Here is a 13,031-nt window from a genome sequence, read left to right on the forward strand (position 1 = left end):
AACTCCAATAACTACTATCCAATAACGGATAACGCTTTTGTGTTTTTTGAGGAGATTTTATGTCTGATGCAGTGGTAATTGTTGCGGCGAAGCGCACCCCAATGGGTGGCTTTCAGGGTAGTTTGAGTGCTGTCGATGCAGCCAACCTGGGTGCGACAGCAATCAAGTCAGCGGTCGCCGAGAGTGGCCTAAGTCCTGACGATGTTAGTGAAGTTATCATGGGTAATGTGTTACCTGCGGGGATCGGTCAGGCGCCGGCGCGGCAGGCGACACTGTATGCCGGACTGCCAAAAAGTGCTGGCGCGACCACCATCAATAAAGTCTGTGGCTCAGGCTTAAAAGCCGTCATGTTCGCCCATGACTTGTTGCATGTGGGTTCGGCGGATGTGGTTATTGCGGGAGGCATGGAAAGTATGACGAACGCACCTTACTTGCTGAAGAAAGCACGTGCTGGCTTTCGTATGGGCCACGATACGATCTACGACCATATGATGCTGGACGGTCTGGAAGACGCCTATGAAGGCAAAGCGATGGGTGGCTACGCGCAAGGTACTGCCGATGACTATAAACTTGGCCGTGAAGCGATGGATGCGTTTGCGCTTGAGTCGCTACGTCGGGCGCAAGCTGCGATTGCTGATGGTGCGTTTGCCGATGAAATAGCTGATGTTACTTACAGCACGCGCAAAGGCGATGTAACGGTAAGTATCGATGAGCAACCGGGCAAGGCTATGCCTGAGAAGATCCCTTCGTTACGCCCGGCCTTTGCCAAAGACGGTACCATTACAGCGGCCAATTCAAGTTCGATTTCCGATGGCGCCGCAGCATTAGTGCTGATGCGTGAAAGTGAAGCGAAAAAACGTGGTTTACAGCCACTGGCACGCGTGGTGGGGCATGCGACTCATTCGCAGGCACCGGCAGAATTCACCGTTGCCCCTATCGGTGCGATGACCAAACTTCTGGAACGCATCGGCTGGCAGAAAGACGACGTCGACCTGTGGGAAATTAATGAAGCGTTCGCCATGGTGACGATGTTGGCGATGCAGGAAATGGAACTCGACCATAACAAAGTGAATGTTCATGGTGGTGCCTGTGCACTGGGTCACCCGATCGGCGCCAGTGGTGCACGCTTACTGGTGACCTTATTGCACGCACTGCGCCGTCACGGTAAACAGCGCGGCGTCACCTCACTTTGTATTGGTGGTGGTGAAGCGGTTGCGGTAGCGGTTGAGCTAATTTAACCGCCGTCGCAACGAGGCAACATAGACAGCGCTGCCAAGGATGACAGCGCCAATTGCCAGGCGTAGCCAATCGACCTGATTCCCCCAAAAGATGAAGTTAACTAAGAGTCCGGCGGGGATCAGCATATTGTTCATAGTGGCCAGTTGCGCAGTATTCACGCGTTTGCTGGCAAGGTTCCAGGCCAGGTAGCCAACGCCGGATGCGGCCAGACCGAGCCAAAGTAAAATACCCCATTGCAGCTGAGTACTGGGGCGCAGGCTGAAGTCGGCGAAAGCGGCCATGGCAATTCCGGTAGTGACGGTTGCGCCGATAAAAAAGAGCGCAAATACGTGCACCTGATTGCGTTCGTCACCCAGAGGCAAACGTTTGTAGAATACCTGCCCGGCGGCAAAGCAAAGGTTGGCCCCCTGAATGAGCAAGAAGCCTGTTAGAAACTCGTCGCTCAGTGGGTTGAAACGAATCACTGCGGCGCCGAGTACGGCCAGCACTGCCGCCAACCACCAGGAAGCCGGCAGATGTTTGCGTTGAAATAGCACGTCGTCAATTAAGGTCACATACAGCGGTGTAAAAATCGTAAAGAGCAGAACTTCAGCGACGCTCAGATAAATAAATGCGTGATAGAGCAACAGATACATTATGCCAATTTGGATGGCACCGATGCCGGCCAGCAGCAGTTGTTTTCGTGCAGCTAACCGTTTGGGGCGCCAGAAGGGCAGAAAGAGCAGCAAGGCGAGCAGCATCCGGATGAATACGGCAATATAGCCGTCGACGTTGCCAGCGAGAAACTCACCGATAAGTGAGAAACTTGCGGCCCATAACGCCGTGACTGCCCAAAGAATCCACATGTTGCCTGCTCCTGACGTTTAGTTATGTCCCTGGTGACTGTCACGATAAGCGCTGGGTGCTAAACCCATGACTTTCTTGAACAGTCGGGAAAAATAGTAGGGGTCATCAAACCCTAAACTTTGTGCGATGGTACGCACGGTGTCTGTGCTGCTGTCGAGTTGCTGACAGGCGAGTTTAATTTTCAGCTCGTTAAAATAGCGCATCGGTGATGTGCCGGTAACGGTTTTAAATTTTTTCGCAAAATGAAAACGCGATAAGCCAGCGACGCGGGCAAAATCGGCGAGGTCCAGATTGCGGTGGCTATTGTCTTGCATGAACCGTTCGAGTGCAAGCAGGTCAAAGTCCTGTGCTTGTTGCGCCTGACTTGCCAGGTCGGGCAGCTGAGCAAACAGGCTTTGTAGCAAGGTCGCGGCACGAACCGCGCGCTGCCGTTGCCAGCGCTGGTGTTGCAGGTTGAGTAAATCGGTGACGTTTGGCAACAGACTGCGCCAGTTATCCAGCGTCAGCACAAACTGGTTCGGAGCAAGACCAAGTATGTCCATGCACCTTGCTGACTCTGAGCCGCTGAAATGGGTCCAGTAGATGCTCCAGGGCGTTTCAGCATCAGCTTGGTAAGCATGTGGCAGGCCTGCCGGCAGCAGTAACAGCTGGCCTGCATTAAGGCTGCCAAACTGAGTGCCTTGCGCGGTTTCGACACGATAATGGCCGCTACCGCGGTGACAAAATATGAGCAAGTGATCGGTGTGCATGGAACGTTTAACGCGGTGGCCGGTCGCTTCCAGGTAATGACCGTATGCCAGCGGATAGAAGTGTTTGCTGAGCGGGTGCCGGGCCAGATGCTCGGTGAGCTCGAGTGGCAACACAATACGTGAACTTCCGGTCGGCAAGGGCCAGCTGGACGGTTGGCTCATAAAAGAATCTCAAATAACAATTTTGTCCATTATAGGGGCAAAATCGTTAATGTTAAAGAATCTGGTTCAGTGCTTAAATACGAGCCATAAATCATTAGTCAGCACAACGAGGTAATTCACATGACTAAAAAAGTACCCCTTTATATTGATGGCGAATTTGTTCAATCCAAAACATCGCAGTGGATTGATGTAACTAACCCGGCAACGCAGGAAGTGATTGCCCAAGCGCCATGTGCGACCAAAGAAGAAATGGACGCTGCGGTTGCCAGTGCCAAAAAGGCTTTCCTGACCTGGAAAGAAACGCCAGTTTCTGAGCGTGCCCGCGTGATGATGCGTTATCAGGCGTTACTGAAAGAACATCATGATGAAATTGCCGAAATTCTTGCCAGCGAAACCGGGAAGACCTTTGATGACGCTAAAGGTGACGTCTGGCGTGGTATCGAAGTCGTTGAACATGCAGCGAATATCCCATCGTTATTGATGGGTGAAACCGTAGAGAACGTCGCTCGCGGCATCGACACCTACAGCTATACTCAGCCGTTAGGCGTCTGCGCGGGTATTACGCCGTTTAACTTCCCGGCGATGATTCCATTGTGGATGTTCCCATTAGCGATTTCCTGCGGTAATACCTTTATTCTGAAGCCCTCTGAACAGGATCCATTAACGCCGACCCGTCTGGTCGAGTTATTTGAACAAGCTGGCGCACCAAAAGGCGTGTTGCAAGTAATTCATGGTGCCAAAGACCAGGTCGACTTTATTCTTGATGAACCTGCTGTGCGGGCTATCTCTTTTGTTGGCTCTGTGCCGGTGGGTCAGTACATCTACCGTCGCGGTACCGAGAACATGAAGCGCGTTCAGGCCTTTGCGGGTGCGAAGAACCACTGCGTTATCATGCCTGATGCCAATAAGAGTCAGGTGATCAGTAACCTGGTCGGCGCTTCTGTAGGTGCAGCCGGACAACGTTGTATGGCAATTTCTGTTGCGGTATTTGTCGGCGCAGCGAAAGACTGGATCCCTGAGATTGCAGAAGAACTGAAAAAAGTTCGTCCGGGTGCCTGGAATGATAAAGCAGCGGCTTATGGTCCATTAATCAGCCCACAAGCGAAACAACGGGTTGAGAACTTCATTAAGCAAGGACAAGAAGAGGGCGCTACCTTACTGGTCGACGGTCGGAACTGTGAAGTGAAAGACTTCCCGGATGGCAACTGGGTAGGACCGACCATGTTTAGCGATGTTACTACGGATATGGAGATCTATAAGAACGAGATCTTTGGTCCGGTACTTTGCGCGACCAGTACCGATACGCTGGAAGAGGCAATTGAGTTAGTCAATGCTAATCCATACGGCAACGGTACTTCAATGTTCACCGCAAGTGGTGCGGCAGCGCGTAAATACCAACACGAAGTTGAAGTCGGCCAGGTTGGTATCAACATTCCAATTCCGGTACCACTGCCGTTCTTCTCGTTCACCGGCTGGAAAGGCTCTTTCTTCGGCGACTTGCATGCGTATGGCAAGCAAGGGGTGCGGTTCTACAGTGAAACTAAGACCATCACCGCACGTTGGTTCGAAAGCGATATCGCTGACGTCAACGGTCCGAATATGACCATTAACTTGAACTAACGGGGTGTGGCATGGATTTTAATTTAACTGATGATCAACAGGCGTTTGTCGATACTGCAAAAGCTTTTGCTGAGAAAGAGTTAGCACCTTTTGCCGCGGAGTGGGATGAAACATCTCACTTTCCGGTTGAAGTATTCCGCAAAGCTGGCGAGATGGGTTTTATGGGCATGTACACGCCAGAAGATGCCGGCGGCTTCGGTATGAGCCGACTCGATTCTGCGTTAATTTTCGAACAATTAGCGATGGGTTGTACCGCCACCACGGCAATGATGACCATTCACAATATGGTAACCTGGATGATCGGCTCGTTCGGCACTGCTGAGGCAGTTGAAGAGTGGGTACCTGAGCTGGTCACCGGCGAGAAACTCGGTTCCTATTGTTTAACTGAACCGGGTGCCGGTTCAGATGCCGCGAGTCTGCGTACCAGTGCCAAAAAAGACGGCGATGACTATGTTCTGAATGGCTCGAAAATGTTTATCTCTGGCGCTGGCAGCACCGATGTTCTGGTCGTTATGGCACGAACCGGTGAAGCCGGACCCAAAGGCGTTTCAGCCTTTGTGGTGCCTGCTGATGCAGAAGGCGTCAGTTACGGTAAGAAAGAAGCGAAAATGGGTTGGAACGCACAACCTACGCGTCTGGTTACCTTCGAAGATGTCCGTATTCCGGCGAAGTACTTACTTGGCGCCGAGGGTGAAGGTTTCAAATTTGCCATGATGGGTCTCGATGGCGGGCGTATTAACATTGCCGTTTGTTCAGTGGGTACGGCACAGGCCGCACTGGATACCGCGCGTAACTACATGTTGGAGCGTACGCAATTTGGCAAGGAACTGGGACAGTTTCAGGCGTTGCAGTTTAAACTGGCTGATATGGCCACTGAACTGGTTGCGGCTCGCCAGATGGTGCGCCTGGCAGCATTTAAAGTGGACAACAATGACGCCGATAAAACCACCTACTGTGCGATGGCAAAGCGCTTTGCTACTGATGTTGGTTTCCAGGTGTGTAATGAAGCATTGCAGATTCATGGTGGCTACGGTTACATCAAGGAATACCCACTTGAACGTCATGTCCGTGATGTCCGGGTGCACCAGATCCTTGAGGGTACAAATGAGATCATGCGGGTGATTATTGGCCGTCGCTTATTAGCGGACATTGATCGCGCAATTCTTTAATTTTGTAACTTAAATCGCAAACAACAAGGAATCATCATGAGTACAGTGGTTAAGTTCGAAGAACGGCAAACCGCCTGTGGAAAACGCCTTGGTATTGCCCGGTTAAACTCTGAAAAATCGCTGAACGCGCTGAGTCTGGAGATGATCCAGCAGTTGCAGCCGCAACTTGATAGTTGGGCCGGGGACGATGAAATTGCCTGTGTCTGGCTGGAAGGCGCGGGCGAAAAAGCATTCTGCGCCGGCGGTGATATTGTTGCTATGTATCATGCGATGCGCGATCAGCCTGGTGAGTTGGTTGATGAAGTGGCTGATTTCTTCAGTCAGGAATACCGTCTCGATCACACTATACACAGCTACCCAAAACCTTTTGTGGTCTGGGGCGATGGCATTGTGATGGGCGGTGGTATGGGTCTGATGAATGGTGCAAGTCATCGTGTGGTCACTGAGCGGTCGCTGCTGGCCATGCCTGAAATCACTATCGGCTTATACCCTGATGTTGGCGCCACGCATTTCCTTAATCAGATGCCAAAAGGTTGTGGGCTGTTTTTAGGCCTGACCGGTGCCCAAATGAATGCCAGCGACGCGCTGTTTCTGAACCTTGCAGACCATTTTGTGGCGAGCGAAAATAAGCAGCAAGTGGTCGACGCCTTAACTGAAATCCAGTGGGGCGAGACACCGAGTTTGAACCAGCAAAAAGTTACCGACGTGCTGGCACAATTTGGTGAGTCCGATAGTAAGCTGCGTCCAGCAGCTCAGGTTGAGCCAAATCACGACCTAATTCAGGAGCTCACCTCGGGTGATGACATTACTGAAGTAACGGACGCAATCATCAAGCTGGATAGCGATGATAAATGGTTGAGTCGGGCCAGCAAAACCCTTGCCGGCGGTTGCCCAATGACAGCACATATCGTCTGGAATCAGTTGCAGGCGGGTAAAGATTTGCAACTTGCCGACTGCTTCCGCCTCGAGCTCACTCTGTCAGTTAAATGTGCCACACGCGGTGATTTCGCTGAAGGTATTCGGGCCTTGTTAATTGATAAAGATAAGCAACCTAAATGGCAACATGACTCGGTTGCTGAGGTGTCAGCTGAAGAAGTTGATAGTTTTTTCACCTCGCCGTGGTCGCAGGACGAACATCCGCTGGCTGATTTAGGAAAATAAGGGGAAGCTAATGGCAACCGTAGGTTTTATTGGACTTGGTAATATGGGCGGCCCAATGGCTGCCAATCTGGTTAAAGCGGATCATAAAGTTACCGTTTTTGATCTTTCTGAAGCAGCGCTGGATCAAGCGCGCGAAGCCGGCTGTGCAGTTGCATCTGATGTGCAAAGCGTAACAGAAGGTGCCGATTTTGTTATTTCCATGCTGCCAGCCGACCATCATGTGGAGGGTGTTTATCTGGGCGACAAAGGCCTGAAAAATGTCCTCGATAAAAATACCCTGGTTATCGATTGCAGTACCATCAGTGCTGAAACAGTCCGTAAAGTTGCAGCGGAACTTGCAGAAAGTGGCATCGCCTTTATTGACGCGCCGGTATCTGGTGGGGTTGGTGGCGCAAAAGCCGGTACCTTAACCTTTATCTGTGGTGGTGCTGAAACTTCGGTCGATCGCGCCCGTGACGTACTCAATGCGATGGGTAAAAACGTATTCCGTGCCGGTGATGCGGGCTCAGGTCAGGTAGCAAAAATCTGCAATAACATGCTGCTTTCCGTACTTATGGCGGGAACTTCAGAAGCGTTGCAGCTCGGTATTGCCCATGGCCTGGATGCCAAAGTTTTATCAGAAATCATGCTGCAAAGTTCGGGACGCAACTGGACCTTGGAGGTTTATAACCCATGTCCGGGCGTAATGGATGGTGTACCGTCCAGCAATGACTATCAGGGCGGCTTCCTGGTCGACTTGATGGCAAAGGACCTGGGGCTGGCGCAACAAGCTGCACTGCGCAGCGGAGCGAGTACGCCTATGGGCTCGTTAACCCTCAACCTATACCGCAGTTGGTCACAGCTCGGCCATGGTCGGGAAGACTTCTCGAGCATTTTCAAGTATGTTACGCCACAAATGAAAAAGTAGGAGCAACGGATGGATATTGCAGCAAGTACAATTGTGATTACTGGTGGTGCCCAGGGGCTTGGGCGTGCCATGGCGGAACATTTTGCCGAAGCGGGCGCTGCACTGGCGCTGATCGACATGAATCAGGAAACGCTGGACGAAGCGGAGCAGGTTTGCGCAGCTAAGGGTGCCAAAAAAGTTAAAGGTTACCTCGCTAACGTGACCGATGAAGCAGCGGTTGAAGAGGTTTTTGCCACCATTAACACTGACTTCGGTGGTATCAATGTGTTGGTCAATAATGCCGGTATTTTGCGTGATGGCCTGTTAATCAAGTGCAAAGACGGCGAAATCACCCACAAAATGCCATTACAGCAGTTTCAGTCGGTTCTCGATGTGAATCTGACCGGTAGCTTTCTTTGTGGTCGTGAAGCTGCAGCACATATGGCAAAAGCCGGTAACGGCGGCGTGATTATCAATATTTCAAGCGTCGCGCGAGCGGGGAACATGGGCCAGACCAATTACTCAGCGACCAAAGCTGGTGTGGTTGCCATGACAGTCACCTGGGCGCGTGAGTTAGGTCGTTTCGGTATCCGTTGTGGTGCTATTGCTCCGGGCTTTATTGAAACACCGATGACTGCGCAAATGAAACCCGAAGCTATTGAACGTGCTCTGAGTATGGTGCCGTTGCGACGTTGGGGACAACCTGATGAAATTGCGCACAGTGCCCGTTACATCATAGAGAATGACTTTTTCAGCGGACGTGTGTTAGAAATAGACGGAGGCGTCCGACTTTAATCGATCAAACATGCGAAAATTACCCCCATTAAATGCACTCAAGGCTTTCGAGGCTGCTGCCCGACACTTAAGTTTTACCCGCGCTGCGGATGAACTCTTTGTTACCCAGGCAGCAGTGAGCCATCAGGTCAAAGCATTAGAGGAGTTTTTGGGGGTAAAGCTGTTTATCCGGCGCAACCGTTCACTGCTACTTACCCCCGAAGGGCAAACCTATTACCTTGAGCTGAAAGAGATTTTTGATCATCTGCAGCAAGCGACGGAACGCTTGAAAAGTGCCTCCGAACGTGGCTCGTTAACCATTAGTTTGCCGCCAAGTTTCGCGATTTTATGGTTTGTGCCCCGGCTGAGTCGGTTCCACGAAGCCTGTCCGGAAATCGATGTGCGGATCCGTGCCGTAGATGAAGTCGATGGTTCGCTGACTGACGACGTCGATGTCGCGATTTACTATGGTTCGGGCAAGTGGCCTGGCTTAAAAGCCTATAAGTTACATAATGAGTTTTTACTGCCTGTTTGTTCGCCGTTATTGTTAAATGGCGCCAAGCCATTACGCGAGCCAAAAGATCTACTCAATCAGACCTTATTGCATGATGAGACCCGTAATGCCTGGAAGGACTGGTTTAAGTTAGTAGGTATTGATAAAAATAAAGGCGATAACGGGCCGATTTTCAGTCATTCTAACCTTGCTCTGAAGGCCGCGGTTCACGGCCAGGGCATTGCTTTGGCAAACAATGTTCTGGTGAAACCGGAAATTGATGCCGGTCACTTGATTCAAATATTTCCGGAAGCCCTGCCACGGGAAAAATCATTTTATTTAGTTTGTCGTGACTCTCAGTCAGAAATCGGTAAAATCGCCACCTTTCGCAATTGGCTGCTTAGCGTAGTCGAAGAGGAAGAGGACGCTTATGAATGATTCACAACGCGTCGCGGTACAGCGTGATAATCCTGACGGCTCGGTGCGGGTGATCTTTGCCCACGGCGCGGGTGCAGGCTTACAAAGCGATTTCATGCAATATTTTGCGCTAGGTTTAGCGATGAACGATATTGACGTGGTCCGTTTTAACTTCCCTTACTGGCAAAAATTTATGGATACGGGGGTACGCCGACCACCTAACCCAATGCCCCAGCTTGAGCATTCCATGCGTACGGTCATCCAGCAGTTTGATGATGATAAACCTTTATTTTTAATGGGAAAATCTATGGGGTCGCGGGTAGCGTTCCGGCTTGCTGATGAAGCTAAAGCGACGGCGGCAATTGCATTGGGTTTTCCGTTTCACCCGACGGGTAAGCCCGAGAAATTGCGGGTAACGGATTTACACAATAACTGTGGCAAGAATTTGATCATACAAGGCGAACGTGATGGTTTTGGTAAACCTGCTGAAGTTGCCAGCTACCAATTACCAGAAACGATCGCCGTGCACTGGCTACGCTATGGTGACCATAGTTTTGAGCCGACCAAACGCAGCGGGCTGGACCGGCGTGCGTTATGGCAAGAGGCCATCGATACGGTGCGCGCTTTTATTACGGAGAGAACATGAGTGGATTATTAGCCTACTGCCGGCCTGGTTTTGAAAGCGACTGTGCCGCTGAGCTGCAGGATAAAACTGCGCTGTTAGGCAGCTTTGGCTATTGTCAGACCAAAGCAAATCAAGGCTATGTGATTTATCGCTGTGCAGCTGAAGAAGCTGAGCATCTGGCGAAAAAGTTAGTTCTGAATGAATTGATCTTTACCCGTCAATTTATTGCCATTCTGGCCGAGGTCAAAGATTTACCAGCCGAAGACAGGGTGTCTGCGGTGCAGCTGGCGTTGCTTGATGAAGGTTTACAAGAGGTCTTTAGTGGCATTAAGCCGGCGGGTGATTTACGGATCGAAACACCGGACACCAACGAAGGTAAAGAGCTGACCAAGTTTTGCCGTAAGTTTACCGTGCCGTTACGGCAGGGACTACGCAAAGCTGGCTGGATGACGACAAAAGAGAGCGATCGCCGGCCGACCTTGCATGCCTTTTTTATCTCCAGTAGCCATGTGGTGATTGGTTTTTCGTTCAGCTTCAATCAGTCGCCCTGGCTGATGGGTATTCCCCGTTTACGGATGCCAGGCGATGCACCGAGTCGCTCGACGCTGAAACTCGATGAAGCGTTTCAAGTATTTGTGCCTGCGCATGAGCGTGAAGAACGCATCAGCTCAGGTATGAACGCTGTTGACCTGGGTGCCGCACCAGGCGGTTGGACCTATCAGCTGGTACGCCGCGGCATGATGGTGCAAGCCGTTGATAACGGACCTATGGCTGAGAGTCTGATGGATACCGGGCAGGTCAAACACATTAAGGAAGATGGGTTTAAGTACCGGCCGAAAAAGAAAAATGTTACCTGGCTGGTATGCGATATGGTTGAAAAACCGTCCCGTGTGAGTGCGTTAATCACCGATTGGCTGGTGCAAGGCGACTGTAAGGAAGCCATTTTTAATTTGAAATTACCAATGAAACGGCGCTATGCGGCTGTTACTGAATATCTGGATCAAATTAAAGAAACCTTGATGGAACAAGGGCGGGGACGGCTCGAATTACAGGCGAAACAGCTCTACCATGACCGTGAAGAAATCACGGTGCACCTGCGCTGGCTTTAATCGCTGGCCTAAAAGTCCTGATAATCTTGATAAGCATCGGCTCCCCAGGCAATCAGGGAGCCGTTCTTAAAGAGTAGTGGCGTACATTCGTCGCGGGTGGTAATGCCATCAGATTTGACGTGGTGAGTTCGATAGAACAGCACCAGAACCTCTTCACCCGTTGCAGTCGACTTAGCTTCACTTATGTCTGGCGAGCCAAGCAGGCGGATAACATCTTCTTTTGGAATACCAAGATCTAACCGACCAATCTGCTTCAGGTTAAAGGTTTCCCGTTCCTGCCAGCTCATATTGTCCGGGTCAGCCTGGTAAACCGCCAGGATCAGCGCTGTTGCCGTCAGATAAATGACAAAGCCAATCAGTATTATTTTCATCATTTTCGACATACAGCGCCTCGCGTTATGTGCAGATCAATCGGGTATCAGTCGGTGATGACACGATAACAAGGATGATACACTGAACCTGGTAGTTTCATCCGGCCTTGTTCGACGAATGCCTGTAACAACACGTCGAGTTTCCGCATCATTTCACGTTCACCATGAATTTCAAATACACCATGAGCACGAATGGCACGAATGCCTTCGTCTTTGACGTTACCGGCAACAATTGCAGAAAAGGCGCGGCGCAGATCTGCGGCCAGTAACTGTGCTTCCTGATCCCGGTGCAGATTAAGATTTGCAACGTTCTCATGGGTTGGGGTAAATGGCCGCTGGAACGGCTCATCAATGTGCAAGGTCCAGTTAAAGCAATAAGAATCACCAGTATCACGGCGGTATTCTTTCACATCGTTGGTGCTTTCACACATGGCTCGTGCGACTTTGACCGGATCGTCGATGATTATGGTGTAAAGACTACGGGCATCCTCACCCAGCGTGGCGACGACAAAGTCATCAATAGCCTCAAAGTAGGCTTTACTGCTCGCTGGCCCGGTTAAGACTATTGGATAAACCTGACGTTCATTTGCCGGGTGCATGAGAATACCGAGAATATAAAGCAGCTCTTCGGCTGTACCTGCGCCACCAGGGAAGATAACGATGCCGTGGGCACAACGAACAAAGGCTTCCAGACGTTTTTCGATATCGGGCAGAATCACCAATTCGTTAACGATAGGATTCGGCGGCTCAGCAGCAATGATACCTGGCTCAGTAAAGCCTAAATAGCGACCATCAGGGATACGCTGCTTAGCATGACCGATGGTGGCACCTTTCATGGGACCTTTCATTGCCCCCGGACCACAGCCAGTGCAAATATTCAGGCCACGCAAGCCCATGTGGTAGCCCACTTCTTTGGTGTATTTGTATTCGATTTCGTTGATCGAATGACCACCCCAACAGACAATGATATTGGGATCAAGGTTAGGTTGCACGACCTGCGCATTACGCAGAATATCGAAGACCACATGGGTCAGGGTATGCGTATCGGCAGAGTCCAGAGTTTGTGCATTGTAGCGCTCACCGGTGAACAGAATATCGCGCAGTACGGCTTCTACCAGTTCTTGCATACCGGCGATCAATTTACCGTCGACAAAGGCTTCTGCGGGCGGATTGATGAGTTCAAGCTGCACACCACGTTCGCACTTGATGACATTTACATCAAAATCTTTGTATTTTTCGAAAATCTCTGCACTGCTGTCGGTGGTACTGCCGGCGTTTAATACGGCCAGACAGCAATTACGAAATAAACGGTACAGTTGTTCGTCACTTGACTCTTGTAAGCGGTCAATTTCCAGTTGCGACAGCAAACTCATGCTGCCCCGTGGCGAAATAGTTACTTTCATTCTGATT

The 13,031-nt window shown here is 50.8% G+C and carries 13 protein-coding genes; 9 read left to right on the top strand and 4 right to left on the bottom strand.

Annotated features, from left to right (window positions below; genetic code table 11):
* Nucleotides 1-59: 59 nt before the first annotated feature.
* Nucleotides 60-1,238, top strand: coding sequence for an acetyl-CoA C-acyltransferase (locus tag CWI69_RS02455; RefSeq protein ID WP_126761564.1), 1,179 nt, complete (start codon nt 60-62; stop codon nt 1,236-1,238).
* On the opposite strand, the gene CWI69_RS02460 is transcribed toward CWI69_RS02455, so the two are convergent.
* Nucleotides 1,230-2,084, bottom strand: a complete 855-nt coding sequence (locus CWI69_RS02460) for an EamA family transporter (protein ID WP_126761566.1) — start codon at nt 2,082-2,084, stop codon at nt 1,230-1,232. The two genes, CWI69_RS02455 and CWI69_RS02460, sit on opposite strands and share 9 nt — an antisense overlap.
* A gap of 18 nt (nt 2,085-2,102) precedes the next feature.
* Entirely contained in the window at nt 2,103-2,996 is an 894-nt protein-coding gene (locus tag CWI69_RS02465) for a helix-turn-helix domain-containing protein (protein WP_126761568.1), read from the bottom strand.
* Nucleotides 2,997-3,116: 120 nt separating this feature from the next.
* Between CWI69_RS02465 and CWI69_RS02470 the strand changes: the two genes are divergently transcribed.
* From CWI69_RS02470 to rlmM, 8 genes are read left to right on the top strand one after another with little or no spacing between them, the layout of a single operon-like run.
* On the top strand, nt 3,117-4,616 hold the full coding sequence (locus CWI69_RS02470; RefSeq protein ID WP_126761570.1) for a CoA-acylating methylmalonate-semialdehyde dehydrogenase: 1,500 nt from the start codon (nt 3,117-3,119) through the stop codon (nt 4,614-4,616).
* A gap of 11 nt (nt 4,617-4,627) precedes the next feature.
* Nucleotides 4,628-5,785, top strand: coding sequence for an acyl-CoA dehydrogenase family protein (locus CWI69_RS02475; protein ID WP_126761572.1), 1,158 nt, complete (start codon nt 4,628-4,630; stop codon nt 5,783-5,785).
* Between the two features lie 36 nt (nt 5,786-5,821).
* Complete coding sequence (locus tag CWI69_RS02480; RefSeq protein ID WP_126761574.1) at nt 5,822-6,946, top strand: enoyl-CoA hydratase/isomerase family protein; 1,125 nt, start codon at nt 5,822-5,824, stop codon at nt 6,944-6,946.
* A 10-nt stretch (nt 6,947-6,956) separates the two neighbouring features.
* Nucleotides 6,957-7,853 carry a 3-hydroxyisobutyrate dehydrogenase gene (mmsB, locus tag CWI69_RS02485; protein WP_126761576.1) on the top strand — a complete coding sequence of 299 codons (897 nt, stop codon included), beginning with the start codon at nt 6,957-6,959 and terminating at the stop codon, nt 7,851-7,853.
* Between the two features lie 9 nt (nt 7,854-7,862).
* Nucleotides 7,863-8,627, top strand: a complete 765-nt coding sequence (locus CWI69_RS02490; protein ID WP_126761578.1) for an SDR family oxidoreductase — start codon at nt 7,863-7,865, stop codon at nt 8,625-8,627.
* Nucleotides 8,628-8,637: 10 nt separating this feature from the next.
* On the top strand, nt 8,638-9,537 hold the full coding sequence (locus tag CWI69_RS02495; RefSeq protein WP_126761580.1) for a transcriptional regulator GcvA: 900 nt from the start codon (nt 8,638-8,640) through the stop codon (nt 9,535-9,537).
* A complete protein-coding gene (locus CWI69_RS02500; protein WP_126761582.1) occupies nt 9,530-10,162 on the top strand; it encodes an alpha/beta family hydrolase in 633 nt (210 codons plus the stop codon). The genes CWI69_RS02495 and CWI69_RS02500 overlap by 8 nt, the downstream gene beginning before the upstream one ends.
* Nucleotides 10,159-11,250: a 23S rRNA (cytidine(2498)-2'-O)-methyltransferase RlmM gene (gene rlmM, locus CWI69_RS02505; protein WP_126761584.1), complete on the top strand. Its 1,092-nt coding sequence runs from the start codon at nt 10,159-10,161 to the stop codon at nt 11,248-11,250. The genes CWI69_RS02500 and rlmM overlap by 4 nt, the downstream gene beginning before the upstream one ends.
* An 8-nt stretch (nt 11,251-11,258) precedes the next feature.
* Here rlmM and CWI69_RS02510 read toward each other — a convergent pair whose 3' ends face one another.
* Together CWI69_RS02510 and ppnN are read right to left on the bottom strand one after the other, a co-directional pair.
* Nucleotides 11,259-11,633, bottom strand: coding sequence for a DUF3192 domain-containing protein (locus CWI69_RS02510; RefSeq protein ID WP_126761586.1), 375 nt, complete (start codon nt 11,631-11,633; stop codon nt 11,259-11,261).
* A gap of 35 nt (nt 11,634-11,668) precedes the next feature.
* Nucleotides 11,669-13,024: a nucleotide 5'-monophosphate nucleosidase PpnN gene (gene ppnN, locus CWI69_RS02515; RefSeq protein WP_126761587.1), complete on the bottom strand. Its 1,356-nt coding sequence runs from the start codon at nt 13,022-13,024 to the stop codon at nt 11,669-11,671.
* Between the last annotated feature and the right edge of the window lie 7 nt (nt 13,025-13,031).

Origin of the sequence: Pseudidiomarina halophila, from assembly GCF_003987215.1 — a bacterium.
Classification (GTDB): domain Bacteria; phylum Pseudomonadota; class Gammaproteobacteria; order Enterobacterales; family Alteromonadaceae; genus Pseudidiomarina; species Pseudidiomarina halophila.